General features: G+C 31.2%; 12 protein-coding genes. 3 read left to right on the forward strand and 9 right to left on the reverse strand.

Annotation, left to right across the window (positions count from 1 at the left end):
* Positions 1–21: 21 nt before the first annotated feature.
* Genes AAFP94_RS08410 through AAFP94_RS08425 form a run of 4 tightly spaced genes read right to left on the reverse strand, consistent with a single transcriptional unit; the run spans position 22 to position 5,489 of the window.
* On the reverse strand, positions 22–1,485 hold the full coding sequence (locus tag AAFP94_RS08410) for a lipopolysaccharide biosynthesis protein (protein ID WP_316662130.1): 1,464 nt from the start codon (positions 1,483–1,485) through the stop codon (positions 22–24).
* Entirely contained in the window at positions 1,476–2,774 is a 1,299-nt protein-coding gene (locus tag AAFP94_RS08415) for a glycosyltransferase (RefSeq protein ID WP_316662131.1), read from the reverse strand. Before AAFP94_RS08415 ends, AAFP94_RS08410 begins: the two co-directional genes overlap by 10 nt.
* Positions 2,752–5,187: a YfhO family protein gene (locus AAFP94_RS08420; protein ID WP_316662132.1), complete on the reverse strand. Its 2,436-nt coding sequence runs from the start codon at positions 5,185–5,187 to the stop codon at positions 2,752–2,754. The genes AAFP94_RS08415 and AAFP94_RS08420 overlap by 23 nt, the downstream gene beginning before the upstream one ends.
* A gap of 29 nt (positions 5,188–5,216) precedes the next feature.
* Positions 5,217–5,489, reverse strand: a complete 273-nt coding sequence (locus AAFP94_RS08425; RefSeq protein WP_316662133.1) for a DUF4834 family protein — start codon at positions 5,487–5,489, stop codon at positions 5,217–5,219.
* A gap of 102 nt (positions 5,490–5,591) precedes the next feature.
* On the opposite strand from AAFP94_RS08425, the gene AAFP94_RS08430 reads away from it, so the two are divergent.
* Entirely contained in the window at positions 5,592–6,566 is a 975-nt protein-coding gene (locus AAFP94_RS08430) for a transporter (protein ID WP_316662134.1), read from the forward strand.
* A gap of 11 nt (positions 6,567–6,577) precedes the next feature.
* Positions 6,578–7,699 carry a GTP cyclohydrolase gene (locus AAFP94_RS08435; protein ID WP_316662135.1) on the forward strand — a complete coding sequence of 374 codons (1,122 nt, stop codon included), beginning with the start codon at positions 6,578–6,580 and terminating at the stop codon, positions 7,697–7,699.
* Between the two features lie 51 nt (positions 7,700–7,750).
* Here the strand turns inward: AAFP94_RS08435 and AAFP94_RS08440 are convergent, their stop codons facing one another.
* The 3 genes from AAFP94_RS08440 to AAFP94_RS08450 all read right to left on the reverse strand — a co-directional run bounded on the left by AAFP94_RS08440 (position 7,751) and on the right by AAFP94_RS08450 (position 12,327).
* Entirely contained in the window at positions 7,751–9,007 is a 1,257-nt protein-coding gene (locus AAFP94_RS08440; RefSeq protein ID WP_316662136.1) for an aminotransferase class I/II-fold pyridoxal phosphate-dependent enzyme, read from the reverse strand.
* Positions 9,008–9,149: 142 nt separating this feature from the next.
* Positions 9,150–10,190 (reverse strand): PLP-dependent cysteine synthase family protein, encoded by a 1,041-nt coding sequence (locus AAFP94_RS08445; RefSeq protein ID WP_316662137.1) that lies wholly within the window; start codon positions 10,188–10,190, stop codon positions 9,150–9,152.
* Positions 10,191–10,266: 76 nt separating this feature from the next.
* Positions 10,267–12,327, reverse strand: coding sequence for a S9 family peptidase (locus AAFP94_RS08450; protein ID WP_316662138.1), 2,061 nt, complete (start codon positions 12,325–12,327; stop codon positions 10,267–10,269).
* An 85-nt stretch (positions 12,328–12,412) separates the two neighbouring features.
* On the opposite strand from AAFP94_RS08450, the gene AAFP94_RS08455 reads away from it, so the two are divergent.
* Complete coding sequence (locus AAFP94_RS08455) at positions 12,413–12,736, forward strand: YbaB/EbfC family nucleoid-associated protein (RefSeq protein ID WP_316662139.1); 324 nt, start codon at positions 12,413–12,415, stop codon at positions 12,734–12,736.
* A 23-nt stretch (positions 12,737–12,759) separates the two neighbouring features.
* Here AAFP94_RS08455 and AAFP94_RS08460 read toward each other — a convergent pair whose 3' ends face one another.
* Entirely contained in the window at positions 12,760–13,779 is a 1,020-nt protein-coding gene (locus AAFP94_RS08460; protein ID WP_316662140.1) for a threonine aldolase family protein, read from the reverse strand.
* A 27-nt stretch (positions 13,780–13,806) separates the two neighbouring features.
* Positions 13,807–16,215, reverse strand: coding sequence for a zinc-dependent metalloprotease (locus AAFP94_RS08465; protein WP_316662141.1), 2,409 nt, complete (start codon positions 16,213–16,215; stop codon positions 13,807–13,809).
* Positions 16,216–16,316 lie beyond the last annotated feature (101 nt).

The raw sequence follows: 16,316 nt of genomic DNA on the forward strand, positions 1-16,316 counted from the left end.
AGCAGCATCACAGGGCTTTTTTTATATATTTACTTTCTTGAGTAAATAATCTATAATCGTTGAAATATCTTCAGAAAACCTAAAAAAGTAAACTATCAAACCGTAAAACAAAGTTATAATTAATGATTTAATAATAATATTAATTATTGGACTAAAAGAAAAATCCCAAAAGTAGAAAACACCAATACTCACCAAAATCAACACAAAGGTTTTAACAGTATCTAAAGTAAAAGGCATCATTCTAAACTTGGCATGAACAAACCAAATTTTTGCAGCATTATAAATAAATATAGCTATAAAAGAAGCAAAGGCAGCTCCATTTAATCCATATTTAGGAATAAAATACAAATTAAACAATACGGTTAACACAGCTAAAAAAGCTCCTAATACCAAAACCATTCTGTAATAATTACTATTAAACAAAATAGCATTATTATTTCCTAAAATACTATCTATTAGTTTTGAAAAACTAATCAAAAACACAACCAGTAATCCTCCGCTAAACTCATCAGGTATAAGTTTGTATAACTCATTGATATTAAGAATAATGAGCAAAAAAATTAAACCACTTATAATAAAAAGATTTAATGAACTTTTCTTGTAAAAATTTTCTAATTCAATACTGTTTTTTTCATTTAAATACTTTGCGGTTAACGGATTTGCAATTTGGTGTAAAGAACGATAAGGTACACCAATTACTGTGGCTATATAAACCGCAACACCATAATAGGCAACATTTTCAATAGCAACATATTGGCCTAACATAAATTTGTCAATCTCCAAAATTACATTAGCGACAGACCCAGCAATAATAATTAATGATGTGTATTTAAGGATTGAGCTCAAACCATTGATCTTTGAAAATTTTATCACAGGAAATCTTAAACTAAAAGCATAAATTTTCATAATCAACATTCGCAAAATATAAACACCAACAATACTAAATATCAGCTGATTAACTGTTAGATAATTTAAATAAAGCGCAAACAAAAGAATTGTAATACAAATTCTATGAAATACTTCTTTCATGAAATTTCCAAAGACACTTTTCATTTGTACTTTGGACCAAGAATAGAACACTTCAAAGTAAGCAAATGCAATAGAAGTGATAAAAATTAAATAGACGTAATCTCCAATGATATCGTTCTCTTTTGCTAACCAATGACTAATAATATCAAAAGAGAAGTATCCAATTAATCCAACTGGTATTATTATCAATATTGGCAAGAAAAGCATTAATGTCAAAAAACTGTTTTGCGATTGTCTAGTCTTAAATGACGAATAAAATTTGATGATAGTATTTTGCACGCCAAATGCCATAATTGGCATCATAATGTTAGCAGTTGAGAGAATAAAAGTAATAAGTCCGAAATAATAATCACTCAAAAAATTGGTGAAGAGAAATAATACATTAATAGCACCAATAACAAAACCAAGATAGGTAATCACTGTATTTTTAATGGACTGTGAGATTACTATTCCCATAATATCAGCTTGGCAAGTGTTTTGGTTAGTTCTCTCCTACTATATTTTTGTAATCCTATAGCATGAGATTTTAATTCTCCATTTTGAAACGCTATAAAATGCGATAAAATTGTTTCCTTTATTAAATCGTAGTCTGAATAATTGAAATAATGTCCAGTATTGGTTTCTTTTAAAATATATTCAACATCAGACGAATTAGGACCAATAGCAATAATTGGTCTATTGGATACCATATACTCAAACAATTTACCAGGCACAATGCATTTGGTTTCTTCGGAATCGATTTCTATTAATATCAACAATTGTGATTTTTTTTGATATTTAATTGATTCATTATGTGAAATATATCCTACCTTATTAATATAATTAGTTGAAATATATTTTTCTATCGAATTTAATACATCTTCACTTATTGAACCAACCAAATTTAATTGGAAACTATTTTTAAATTCTTGATTTTCTTCAATCAATTCTTTTAAAACTTGCCAAAGAATCTTTGGATTTCTTCCTGAAAGCAATGACCCAATATGTGATAATGTAAATTTAGTATCCAGTTCTAATTTGTTTATTGATACGCAATCATAACCATTGGTTATCACCTCAATAGGACTATTTGTTTTTTGTTCAAACTCTTTTTTGGTTGAAGGGCTTGTTACAATAATTTGATTTGCAGAGTTTAGGACATCATGTTCTAATTCTTGATGTTTTAATTGAGCACGCTTTGTTAGTTTTAACTTTTTATGGTAGCCTATCGTAGTCCAAGGATCTCTAAAATCAGCAATCCACTTCACTCCTAGTTGTTTTTTTAATTGCAACCCTATTAAATGTAAACTATGCGGAGGACCGGTTGTGATAATTAAATCAACTTTTTTATCAATAATATACTTTATAAGGTAATTTACAGATGGTTTAATCCAAGATTTTCGAGCATCTGGAATAAAAAAATTCCCTCTGATGTATAACATCATCTTCTCCAAAATGCTTTGATTATCATTTTCCTTAATAATACCTTTACTAATTGATTGAGATCTTTTCTTTGAAAAAACATTAGCAAACTTATAAGGCTCTTTTATAGGCTGTTTTAAAATAGTAATACTATTTGGTACATCAGATAACAAACTCTTGTCCAGAATAGGATAATTAGGGTTTTCAGGAACATATACAATAGGTTCAACACCAAATTCTGGAAGGTATTTTACAAACTTCAACCAGCGTTGTACACCAGGTCCGCCAGCTGGAGGCCAATAATATGTTATGATGAGTGCTTTACGCACCTTTCTGAATTTCATTTTTTAATTCTATAAACAATCCACCTAAAAGCAATAGCAAAAAGATAAAAGAACTTGCCAACGAAATCTTACTTCCTGTTTTAACCACTTGAGGATCAAATTTAAACTCTATAATATGCTTTCCTTTAGGAACTTCCATGCCTCGTAACACATAATCTACTCTTATATGAGGTACTTCTTGACCATCTATATATGATTTCCAGTCTTTTGGATAATAAACTTCTGAAAACACTGCAAACCCATCATGATTATTGTTCGATTCGTATTTTATATAATTTGGCTTGTACTCCAATACTTTTATCGAAGCGGTTGAATCTACTATAAATGCTGTTTTGTTTGAATTTCTAAATTGATTTATATTTATAACAGCAACCCTTTTTGAATCAAGGCTGTCTAAAGCAATAATTTCCTCATCTGCGGAGTTAACTTCTTTAAAGTATTCAACAAACCAAGCATTACCATTGGCTTCTTCATTGGTATAAGGAAAAATGTTACCTTCTTCATCTTGAGCAATTAAATATTTAGTGTTCAACATATTTAGAACTTCCATATTACTTTTTTCGATATGAAAATCATACAGCTCGTCATATCGTCTTAATTTTGCTGCACTATATCCATTAATTGAATTATGAAAATATGATGCTTTAGCAGGCTGATTCCCAGAAACGATGTCATAAACACGAAAATGAGTTGTGTCTTTTAATATTTCTAAATCGGCTGCATTGGCTTGATACGGCTTATTAACTTGTAATGAAGAAACAAAATTATCATTATTCACATAACGTTTATCTACACCTACTAAATCAAACAGAATTAATATTCCAAAAGCAACAATGACCCAAGTTTCTGACAATTTTTTCTTTAAATATGCAAAAACCAAACCAGCTGAAAGTAATACCAGTACTAGAGTTCTTAATGTGTCTTGTGTAAAAAGCATTTGCCTGTCTGCTCTTAAAGCATCTATAAATTGCTGACCATAATTTTGGAGATAATAGCCATCATTTGCTCCAACAAAATCAAACAAACTGGTCTTAAAAAACAAAAATATTAAGGCTAGTCCAGCTGTAATACCAAAAGTATATTTTAAAGCTTTATGTTTATCTTCTTCCCTTTCAAAATCATTCAATAATCTAAATAATCCAAATACTCCCAAAACAGGAATACACAATTCTAGAATGACTTGAATAGAGCTTACTGCCCTGAACTTATTGTATAGTGGTACATAATCAATAAAGAAATCTGTTAGAATTCCAAAGTTTTTCCCATATGAAAGAAATAATGACAATATGGTTCCTCCAACCAACCACCATTTTAATCGTCCTTTAACCAAAAATAATGCTAGCACAAACAAGAACAAAATTACTGCTCCAACATAAGCTGGTGCTTCAACAATGGGCTGATTTCCCCAATATGTTGGTGTTTGTTTTACCATTTCTTTGGCCTGCAATGGTGTTGCACCTTGCCGAAGGTTAAATTCGTAAAAATCAGAATCTTTACCCACATCTTCATAACTTCCTCCACCAAGAAAACGTGGAATATATAAATTGAAGGTTTCCAATAAACCATAACTATATTCTGTGATGTATTCTTTACTCAAACCAGAAGACTCTTCTTTTTGTGAATTATCAGGATTTATTGTGAGTTCACTTTTTCCTCGCATACTTTCCTTAACATATTCTTGAGTTGCCAGAATATTGGTTGCATTTAGTCCAACGGCTAAAATAACAGCTAAAACAAGTATTCCAACAGATTTGAAATAATGATGCAAAAGTTTCTTTTTATAAGCATCAATTAAATAAGCAATTCCTAAAACTATGACCAATAGCAATAGATAATAGGTCATTTGAAAATGATTGGCAACTATTTCCAATGCCAAAGCGACAGCGGTCAATAAAAAACCTTGAATATATTTTCTTTTAAAAGTGAGTATAATTCCACTTAAAACCAATGGCATATACGCAATAGCATGAGCTTTGCTATTATGTCCAACACCTAAAATTATAATCAAATATGTAGAAAATCCAAAAGCTAAAGCTCCTAATATGGAAAGTCTATAATCAACTTTTAATACTAATAGTAGAATATAAAACCCTACAAAATAAAGAAATAAATAATCGGCTGGTCTTGGTAAAAATCGTAAAGTTAAATCTAGTTTTTTAATATAGTTATGAGGATATTTTGCACCTAATTGATACGTCGGCATGCCTCCAAAAGCACTGTTAGTCCAATAGGTTTCATCTCCTGTGTTTGCATTAAAATCGTTTTGTTGTTTAGACATTCCGATATAATGCATAATATCGCTTTGAAATATCTTTTTGCCTTTCAAAACTGGACTAAAATAAGCCAATGATAAAATTACAAACCCAACTAAAACTAATAAATGAGGAATGAGTTTATTAAAATTAAATTGCATAGATGCGAGTTAAACAGTGATTTTGAAAATTAATCAATTTCTTCGTAATCTACATATTCTCCAACATCTTTATTTGAAGGTTTAGTCTTTGGAATCTTATCAATAGAAATTTCGCCTTCTTTTTGTTCTTTAGGTTTTTGAAATCCTTCGAATTGAGTACCAAACTTTTTTTCAGCTTTTTTTACTACATATTTCATTAAAATTGGAGCAAAGAGCCTTGAAAGGATTTTTATTCCAAAATAAATCAATAATATAATTAAAATCGTTCTTACCAAACCTACGGCAGAAGCTTCTTGCAACATAATTTAATTTTTATGCAAAAATACAATTCTTACCACTTAAAATCCGTTGTAGAATGATAAAAAAATATAAAATCTCTATATTTGAAACCTAACACCAAAATTATGAACCCAGTAAAGCCCTTTATCATAATAGTCTTTAGCCTATTTTGTTTTAATGCCTATGCACAGTATACAGATGTGATTAATTCTAACAGACCTGGTGTTTCAAGAAGCGCCTTTTCTGTTGGCACGAATGTCATACAATTTGAAGTAGGTCCATATTTTGTTAAAGAAGAGCATACTCCTCTCCAATATGAAGTTTCTGGTTTTGGAGCAGATTTTTCTGCTAGATATGGATTACTTTTTGAAGAATTGGAAATAAATCTTGAAGGTACTTACCAAAATGACACCTTTACGGATAATCGTTCTGTTATTACATCTGAAGATAAGCGATCTAACTTTAAAAATTTTACTCTTGGTGCAAAATACTTGGTTTACGATCCTTATAAAAATGCTGAAGAAGAAAAACCAAATTTGTATAGTTGGAAGGCAAATCATCAGTTTAAATGGAATAGCTTAATTCCTGCTGTAGCTGTTTATGTAGGTGCAAATTATGATTCTAAAGACAACCCATATACTTTGCCAGATGTTGAAGGTTTTAGTCCCAAGGTGATGATTGCAACACAAAACAATTTAGCCGGTGGTTGGGTTTTTGTAATGAATTTAATTAAAGATAGAATTGGTTCAGACTATTCAGATTTTCAATACATACTTACTTTAACACATTCTTTTAATCCAAAATGGGTCGTGTTTGGAGAAGCTCAAGGTATTAAAAGCGACTTTTATGCCGATAACTTATTCAGACTTGGTGGAGCATATTTATGGGGAAAAGATATTCAACTGGATACTGCAATAACATTTAACACAAAAGACACACCATCTGTACTTAGTGTAAACTTTGGTGCTTCCTACAGATTTGATTTTCACCAAGACAAAGAGATTGACAATGGAGGATCGGCCAAGGAAGAAGGAAAAAGAAGATCTCGAGAAAAGAAAAGAGGAAATAGACAAGAAACTGACATTGATTTTAATGATTAAGCAAATGATGAATGATAACAATTAAAAAAGTTCAAACCAAGAAAGATTTAAAAGCTTTTGTAAAATTTCCTTTTAAACTATATAAAGATTCCAAATATTGGATACCACCAATTATTAATCAAGAAATTGAATCTTTTAATAAAGATGCGAATCCTGTTTTTAAAAGCGCTGAAGCTACCTTTTTGTTAGCATATAGAAATAATGAGATTGTAGGCAGAGTTGCGGCAATCATTAATTGGAACGAAGTGAATCAACAAAATTTAAAAAAAATGCGCTTTGGATGGTTTGATGTTATTGATGATATCGCTGTCACTCAAGCCCTTTTAGATGAAGTTGATAAAATAGGTGAAGCTAACCAATTAGAATATATTGAAGGACCTGTTGGATTTTCAAATTTAGACAAAGTTGGTGTGCTTACTGAAGGTTATGATAGTATTGGCACTATGATAACCTGGTACAATTACCCATATTATGTAACTCATTTAGAACAATTAGGCTTTAAGCCAGAAAAAGAGTTTATAGAAGCAATATTTTCTTTCAACGATGTAGACCCAGACACATTTGTAAAAGCAAATGAATTGATCAAAAGACGTTATCAAGTTAAAGCTCTCAATTTTACCAGAACAAAAGATATCATGCCTTTTGTAGACGATATGTTTGATCTCTTTAATGAAACATATAAAAATCTCTCATCATTTGTTGCTATAACAGATATTCAAAAGGAATACTTTAAAAAGAAGTACATTAATTTTATTAATCCAGAATATATAAAATTTGTTGTTGACAAAGATGATAAAATGATTGCGTTTGCAATTGTAATGCCTTCATTTTCAAAAGCATTACAAGAAATAAAAGGAAAACCATTTCCTTTTGGTTTTTTCAAGTTAATAAAAGCTAGAAAGGAAAGTAAAGATGTTATCTTTTATTTAATTGGAATTGACAAGGACTATCAAAATAAAGGAATAACAGCTGTTATTTTTAATGAATACTATGAGGTTTTTAATGCTAAAGGAATTCAAAATTGTATTAGAACTCCAGAATTAAAGGAGAATTATGCCATTCATCAGATATGGAAACATTTTAATTCTAAAATTCACAAGCGAAGAAAAACTTTCAGAAAAAATATTGAATAAAAAAACCGATGATCGGTCATCGGTTTTTTTTTAAATTTTATAATTATTAATCTACTCCATAGATGCTATTACAGCTTCCGACAGGCGCTTGTAAGTACCATTTTCCAAACGGTTTCTTATCGCATCAAAAGCGTCTAAAGTTTCATTTACGTCTTCTAAAGTGTGTGTAGCGGTTGGTATCAATCTTAACAAAATCATTCCTTTCGGAATTACAGGATATACCACGATAGAACAGAAAATACCATAATTTTCACGCAAATCACGAACTAATGCCATAGCTTCTGGTATACTTCCTTTTAAATATACCGGTGTTACACAGCTTTGAGTAGTACCAATGTCAAAACCTCTGTTTTTTAAACCAGATTGTAATGCATTTGTGTTATTCCATAATTTGGCTTTCATTTCTGGGTTAGTTTTAAGCATTTCCAATCGTTTTAGTGCTCCGACTACCAATTGCATTTGTAATGACTTTGCAAACATTTGAGAACGTAAGTTATATTTCAAAAAGTCAATTATCTCTTGATCTGCAGCAATAAATGCTCCTGTACTGGCTAAAGATTTAGCAAACGTGGCAAAGTATACATCAATGTCATCTTGGACTCCTTGTTCTTCACCAGCTCCAGCTCCAGTTTTGCCTAAAGTTCCGAAACCATGAGCATCATCAACCAAAAACCTGAAATTGTATTTCTTCTTTAATGCTGCAATTTCTTTAAGTCTGCCTTGCTCACCTCTCATTCCAAATACACCTTCAGAAATAACTAGTATTCCTCCACCTGTTTGCTCGGCCATTTTTGTTGCACGCTCAAGATTTTTTTCTAAACTTTCAACATCATTATGCTTATATGTGAAACGTTTACCCATATGCAAACGTACTCCATCTATAATGCATGCATGGGCATCAACATCGTAAACAATGATATCGTTTTTTGTTACTAATGCATCAATAGTCGAAACCATACCTTGATAACCAAAATTTAAAAGGTATGCAGCTTCTTTATTCACAAATGAAGCTAACTCATTTTGTAATTTTTCGTGTAGGTCTGTGTGACCAGACATCATCCGCGCACCCATTGGATAAGCAGAACCATATTGTTTCGCTGCTTCAGCATCAACTTTTCTAACTTCAGGGTGATTGGCTAATCCTAAATAATCATTTATACTCCAGGTAATAACGTCTTTACCTCGAAATTTCATTCTATTAGCAATTTGACCTTCTAATTTAGGAAACACAAAATATCCTTCGGCTTGAGAAGCCCATTTACCTAAAGGTCCTTTATCTCTATAAATTTTTTCAAATAAGTCTTTCATGAAAGCTATTAGTTCTTCGTTAGTGGTTGTAAAATTAGGGATTTATACCCTTTTTACATAATCTTTTTTTTCAATCAATTCTAAAAAAAAGATAGTCAACCATTAAAAAAGCTAACTATCATTTAAGAATATTTTAAAACTTTTACTTTATATATTGAATCTTTTCTGCTGCCACTTCATTAATACTATCAAAGAAGCCTTGTTCACTCATCCATTTATCACTATAGATTTTACTCATATAACGTGAACCATGATCAGGGAAAATAACAACGACAATATCGTTTTCCTTAAACTGATCAACTTCATTAAGTTGTTTTATTGCTTGCATTGCAGCTCCGGATGTATAACCAACAAACAATCCTTCTGTTTTAGCAATTTGTCTGGCAGTATGAGCACTTTCTTCGTCGGTTACTTTTACAAAATCATCTATTTGGTCAAAATCTGTTGCAGATGGTATTAGATTTTTGCCTAATCCTTCAATACGATATGGGTAAATTTCTTTTTCATCAAACTCTCTTGTTTCATGATATTTTTTAATAACCGAACCAAAAGCATCAACACCTATAACTTTGATCGCAGGATTTTGCTCTTTTAAATATTTAGCTGTTCCAGAAATTGTGCCACCTGTACCACTACAGGCAACAAGATGTGTTATTTTTCCTTCTGTTTGTTTCCAAATTTCTGGACCAGTACTATAGTAATGAGCGTCAATATTTAATTCATTAAAATATTGGTTGATATAAACTGACCCTTTAATTTCTTCATGCAAACGTTTTGCAACCTGGTAATATGATCTTGGATCATCTGCACTAACATGAGCTGGACAAACATATACTTTAGCTCCCATTGTTTTCAGCATATCAATCTTATCTGCCGAAGATTTTGAGCTTACAGCTAAAACACAATCATAACCTTTAATGATACTGACCATTGCTATACTAAACCCTGTATTTCCAGAAGTAGTTTCAATAATGGTATCTCCTGGCTTTAATAAACCACGCTTTTCTGCTTGTTCGATAATAAATAATGCTATTCTATCTTTTGAAGAATGCCCTGGATTAAAAGCTTCTACTTTTGCAAAGTATTTACCTTTAAAATCGGAGGTCATATTATTTAATTTAATTAGCGGTGTATTGCCAACCAAATCCAATACATTATCAAAAACTTGATTTTTATATTTCATAAATGACTTTTAAAACTACATTTTGTGTCAAAATAAAATGTAACCTAAACCTCGCAAAAATAAACATTTTTTTTAATTAATGGTCAATTCCTTCTAAATCGAATAAAAAAGCATACTCCAATGCTACTTCTTTTAGACTTTCAAATCGCCCTGAAGCTCCACCATGACCTGAATCCATATCGATATGAAAAAGTATTTTATTTTTATCTTTTTTAAGTCTTCTTAATTTAGCAACCCATTTTGCTGGCTCCCAATATTGTACTTGTGAATCATGCAAGCCAGTTGTAACCAACATGTTAGGATAGTTTTTAGCTTCTATATTATCATAAGGCGAATATGATTTCATATAATCATAATATTCTTTTACGTTTGGATTTCCCCATTCATCATATTCTCCTGTAGTTAACGGTATAGTATCATCCAACATGGTTGTAACAACATCAACAAAAGGCACAGCTGCAATAATGCCATGATACAATTCTGGGTTTAAATTAATTATTGTTCCCATTAGTAGACCTCCAGCAGAACCTCCATAGGCATATAAATGCTCTTGTGAGGTGTATTTTTGTTCAATCAAATATTTGGAGCAATCTATAAAGTCATAAAAAGTATTCATTTTGTTTAAAAGTCTTCCATTATCGTACCAATCTCTACCTAAATATTCACCTCCTCGAACATGTGCAATAACATAAATAAAACCTCTGTCAAGCAAACTCAACCTAACACTAGAAAAATATGGATCAACTGTATGACCATAAGAACCATAGGCAGATATCAAAAGTGGATTACTCCCATCTTTCTTTATTCCTTTTTTATACACAACAGACATTGGAATTTTAACATTATCTCTTGATGTTGCCCAAATTCTTTCTGATGTATAATTGTGTTTATTGAACTTCCCTCCTAATACCTCTTGCTCTTTTCTAATTTCTTTATCCTTACTGTAAAAATTATAATCAATAACGGAGCTAGGTGTCGTTAATGAATTATAGGTATAACGTAAAAATTCACTATCAAAATCCGGATTATTACCAATAGATACCGTATATGTTTCATTATTAAAAGGCAAGTAATAATCTTCTTTCCCATTCCAACTTATGATACGGATACAGTTTAATCCGTTTTGTCGTTCATTTACAACCAAATAGTCCATAAAAATTTCAATATCTTCTATTAAGACTTTTGGTCTGTATTCCAAAACGTCTTTCCAGTATTCTTTTTCTGTATTTAATTCACTTGTTCTTTGAAGTTTAAAATTTGTGGCTCCTTCATTATTTGTGACAATATAAAAATTGTCTCCGTAATGTGAAATTGTATATTCTAATTCTCGTTCTCTTTTTTGAAAAATCTTAAATTCCTCTTGAGGTGTGTTGGCATTTAAAATTCTATATTCTGATGTCAGAGTACTTGTTGAACCAATAATGATATATTTTCTTGACTTGGATTTATAAACAAAAGTGTTAAAAGTTTCATCCGTTTCTTCATAAATTTCCAAATCACCATTGGGATGAGTCGATAATAAATGTTTAAAGACTTTATTTGAGCGTAATGTAACCACATCTTTTTGTGTATAGAATAACGTTTTATTATCGTTTGCCCAAGCAGCACTACCAGATGTGTTTAAAATAGTTTCTGGATAAATTTCTCCAGATACTAAATTTTTAATTCTAATTGTATAAAGTCTTCTGCTTAATGTGTCAACTGAAAAACTTGCCATTGTGTTATCAGGACTTATAGAAATACCTCCTAATTTAAAATAAGCATGGCCTTGAGCCATCTCATTGCAGTCAAAAAGAATTTCTTCTTCAGCATCAAGAGTTTCCTTTTTACGCGAATAAATTGGATAATCTTTTCCTTTTTCATATCGCGTTATATACCAATAACCGTTTAACTTATAAGGAACTGTTGTGTCATCTTCTTTTATTCTACCTTTCATCTCTTCGAATAAAGAATTTTGAAACTCCTCGGTATGTTTCATTTGCTCTTTTAGATAATCATTTTCTTTATTGAGATAATCTATAACTTTGGTATTTCCTCTTTCTCGCAACCAATAGTACTCGTCAATTCTAACATCATTGTGTTTAACAAGCTTTTTAGATATTTGCTTTGCTCTAGGAGGAGAAAATGATTTTTTCAAATGAAAAGATTTATATTCTTGAATTTTAAGGTTTCAAAAATAGAAAAATTAAATAGTTTTGTAATCAATAAAATATTATAAAGCTATGTTTGGAGATATGATGAATATGATGGGCAAACTTAAAGAGGCCCAAAAGAAAGTTGAAGAAACAAAAAAACGCTTGGATTCAGTTTTAATCGATGAAAAAAGTAATGACGAATTGTTACAGGTTACACTTACGGCAAATAGAAAAATTAAATCCATTAGTATTGATGATAAATTGCTGTCTGATAAAGAACAACTTGAAGATTATCTAATTTTAATCCTTAATAAGGCTATTGAAAAAGCCACAAAAGTAAACAAAACAGAATTGGCTGCTGTGGCAAAAGAAGGTATGCCAAATATTCCTGGGTTAGATATGTTTAAATAGATTTAAAGAACTTTTATTAATACTCAAAATGTAAGTTCTTTAAGGGTTGATAAAAGCTTATCATGCATCTTGCTGGAATAATCCAAATGTGTGACAATTCTTAATTTATGACTTCCCATTCCTATAATTTTAATGTTATGGGCTTCAAGCGTTCTTAAAAAATCTTTTTCATTGACACTTGTTTCTAATTCAAAAATAACAATATTAGTTTCTACAGGCTCTACTTTTTTTATTATTGACATAGTTGATAATAACTCTCCTATTTCTTTTGCTTTTTTATGGTCTTCGGCTAATCGTTCAAGATTGTTATCCAAAGCATATATTCCTGCGGCAGCCAAATAACCTACTTGACGCATATTACCACCAAAAACCTTTCTAATTCTAATAGCATCCCGCATAATCTTTTCATTACCAATCAACACCGAGCCAATTGGACAACCTAACCCTTTACTTAAACAAACAGAAATTGTGTCAAAAATTTCTCCATATTGTTTAGGAGATTCTTTTTTTTCTATCAGTGCATTCCATATGCGAGCACCATCTAAATGAAATCCGAGATTATGCGATTTACAGATTTTTTTTATTTCTTCAATCTCATTAAAATCCCAACACGCTCCTCCTCCTTTATTTGTGGTGTTTTCAATTTCAACCAAAGTAGTTTTTGCATAATAAAAAGCGTCTGGATTTATAGCTTCTATAACTTGTTGTGCCGTAAACATTCCTCTGTTTCCATCAATTAAATTACAAGAAATACCACTGTTAAAAGAAGCGCCTCCAGCTTCGTAATTGTAAATATGGGAAAACTTATCGCAAATAACCTGTTCACCAGGATTGGTATGAAGCTTTAAAGCCGTTTGATTAGCCATGCTGCCACTAGGAAAAAACAAAGCTTGTTCTTTTCCAAACATATTTGCTAATCTACATTCCAAAATATTAACCGTTTCGTCTTCTTTAAAAACATCATCGCCTACTTTAGCCTGCATCATGGCTTCCAGCATGCCTTGATTAGGTTTAGTTACTGTATCACTCCTTAAATCTATCATGTTATGCAAACTTATGATTAAAATAAGTTAATCCAGAATATAATTACAAACATCATTCCCAATAGGCGAACCATCTGGAATTTTTGGTGAGGCTACCGCCTTAAAACCTGAAGGATTCCCTAAATACGAATCTATTTTTTTAACCATAAGCATTGCAATTGGATCAATATGTCTAACTTGCAAAATGACTTTTAGTTTCATCATCTCAAAATTGATAATAGCTTGAACTTGAGGCAATAACTTATCATTAGCCGACATGGACATAATATTTTTTAATACAGAAAAATTAATCATTTGCTGAACTTCTCCTAAATATCCTTTTTCTGGTTTCTTTTTCAGGGTTTCAGAATAAACTGTTTCCAAAATTTCATTGACAGTTAATTGCTCTTTATCAAATATGCTTTGTTCATAAACTCGATTCATGCGTTCTGCATTGAACAAAATACTTAATGCCATATCACTGGCTGTTTCAACAGCAGATAATGGATCAAATGCAACTCCTGTAACACCTTTAAAAGATTCTCGAGTTCTTGGAGAGCCATAAACTCTTGGTGGAAATAATTTTAATTTACTTTCTGGAATTGCTAATGTTTGAGATGTAATTGTTTTCATCAAAGCGCTAAGAGCCTCTCTTTGTTGTTGAGGCTTTACTGTTTCAACAATGACTTCGTCTTCTCCTTTTATAGCATAGTTGTAATTCAATCCACCAATTACTTTACAAACAGCTTCTGTTTGGTAACGATGAAAAAAATATAAAGGAACAAATACATCTTCTAGTGTTGAATAGGTTTCTCCATTTCTAATGTTGTCTTCAGAAAAATTAGAAATTGCAGTTTTTCTAATCTTTAAGACATTTTCCAATTCTTTTGAAGCACTTGTGCCATTATCCCAAAGATGAGCATACGCATGGGCTCCATTTTTTGCTCTGGCATCTCTATCTGCCATAAATCTTAAACCCTTGTCTTGAGCTTTAATTAAAATGTTATTTAAAGCTTGTTTTTCATTTTCGGTATTTTTAAATTGAGAATAGCTGTAAGCTACTGTAGTTTTATCCCAATCTCCAATGCCTACATCATAAGCATCACTTAATTCAATTTCTCCATCACTTAGTTTGACCATAGGATGAGGATAATCCATAACGGAGGCTCTGTTATTTGTACTTGCTGCAAAGTTGTGAGTAAAGCCAAGTGTATGCCCAACTTCATGTGCAGATAATTGTCTAATGCGTGCCAATGCCATATCTAACATTGGCTTGTAATTATGATCATTATTTGCAAAAGGCCTATTCAAAAGGGCTTGAGCTATCATAAAATCCTGACGAATTCTTAAACTACCTAAACTCACATGGCCTTTTATAATTTCTCCGGTTCTTGGGTCAATAACACTATTACCATAGCTCCAACCTCTTGTAGATCGATGAACCCATTGAATAACATTATACCTGCAATCCATTGGATCTGCATCTTCTGGTAGCATTTCTACCTGGAATGCATTTTTGAAACCAATAGCTTCAAAAGCCTCATTCCACCAACTGGCTCCTTCTAATAATGCCGAACGAACAGGTTCTGGAGTTCCTGGATCCAAATAATAAACTATAGGCTCTACAGCTTCAGTTATCGAATCAGTTGGGTTTAATTTTTCCAATCGATGGCGAATGATATATTTCTTTTTTATGGGTTCTTGAATTGGAGTGGAATAATCAGAATATGATATGAAAATCGAACCACTTCTTGGATCAAACGCTCTCTTTCTATAATTATCATCTGGTAATTCTATAAATGAATGATGCTGAATAACGCTAATTAAAGAAGGTGTTGGTGTCACACTTTTAATGTTTTTGCCTTTTGGCTCTCCTTTAAAAGTTAAAAGCGTTTCAAATTCTACATTTTTAGGAAATGCTTTCGTACGCTCTAAAGACATAGCGCTTTTGCTCAAATCTAAAGTATAATTACCTTCATTTTTTCTGGCTAATGTATCTAAAATGCCATGAGCATCTTGTAATAAAAAAGGTGAAAAATCTATAATAAATTTACCAGCTGTTTGACTTTTAATTTCAAAACCAAATAAAACGGATTGAGCAAAAGCTTGCTCTACACTCTTCTTTTCAAGTTCATTATCTGTTACAGCTCTGTAGTTTTGATTTGGCTGTACTAAAAGCAATTTATCGCCTCGTCTAATGAATTTCACAACACGTTGGTCTCCAATTTGCCCTCTGTCAAAACCTATGTCATTTGACCCAATTCCAGTTACTAGCGAATTGACATAAAGAAACTCATTATCAAGCGTTTCTACTTCAAGATAAATTTTATCCTGTGCTTCTTCATAATAAAAATTAAAAAATCCTTTATAACTTTTAAGGCTTTTCCCTTTTAATCCTTGAGAAAATAATTGACTCGATACCAATAAAACAATTAAAAATGGATAGTGCTTTTTCATTTTAAAAAATTGAAAAGCAAAAGTACTTAATTTACTTTAAAAAAATAAAAGCATAAAAGTTTCTTCAGTGTTTGTTAAATTTTAAATTTGTGAAAACTTTA

Origin of the sequence: Gilvirhabdus luticola (assembly GCF_040117515.1) — a bacterium.
Classification (GTDB): domain Bacteria; phylum Bacteroidota; class Bacteroidia; order Flavobacteriales; family Flavobacteriaceae; genus Gilvirhabdus; species Gilvirhabdus luticola.

What these genes read in the sequence shown, in the direction of transcription:
- AAFP94_RS08410 (WP_316662130.1), bottom strand. Translation starts at nt 1,485, where the DNA reads ATGGGAATAGTAATCTCACAGTCCATTAAAAATACAGTGATTACCTAT.
- AAFP94_RS08415 (WP_316662131.1), bottom strand. Translation starts at nt 2,774, where the DNA reads ATGAAATTCAGAAAGGTGCGTAAAGCACTCATCATAACATATTATTGG.
- AAFP94_RS08420 (WP_316662132.1), bottom strand. Translation starts at nt 5,187, where the DNA reads ATGCAATTTAATTTTAATAAACTCATTCCTCATTTATTAGTTTTAGTT.
- AAFP94_RS08425 (WP_316662133.1), bottom strand. Translation starts at nt 5,489, where the DNA reads ATGTTGCAAGAAGCTTCTGCCGTAGGTTTGGTAAGAACGATTTTAATT.
- AAFP94_RS08430 (WP_316662134.1), top strand. Translation starts at nt 5,592, where the DNA reads ATGAACCCAGTAAAGCCCTTTATCATAATAGTCTTTAGCCTATTTTGT.
- AAFP94_RS08435 (WP_316662135.1), top strand. Translation starts at nt 6,578, where the DNA reads ATGATAACAATTAAAAAAGTTCAAACCAAGAAAGATTTAAAAGCTTTT.
- AAFP94_RS08440 (WP_316662136.1), bottom strand. Translation starts at nt 9,007, where the DNA reads ATGAAAGACTTATTTGAAAAAATTTATAGAGATAAAGGACCTTTAGGT.
- AAFP94_RS08445 (WP_316662137.1), bottom strand. Translation starts at nt 10,190, where the DNA reads ATGAAATATAAAAATCAAGTTTTTGATAATGTATTGGATTTGGTTGGC.
- AAFP94_RS08455 (WP_316662139.1), top strand. Translation starts at nt 12,413, where the DNA reads ATGTTTGGAGATATGATGAATATGATGGGCAAACTTAAAGAGGCCCAA.
- AAFP94_RS08460 (WP_316662140.1), bottom strand. Translation starts at nt 13,779, where the DNA reads ATGATAGATTTAAGGAGTGATACAGTAACTAAACCTAATCAAGGCATG.
- AAFP94_RS08465 (WP_316662141.1), bottom strand. Translation starts at nt 16,215, where the DNA reads ATGAAAAAGCACTATCCATTTTTAATTGTTTTATTGGTATCGAGTCAA.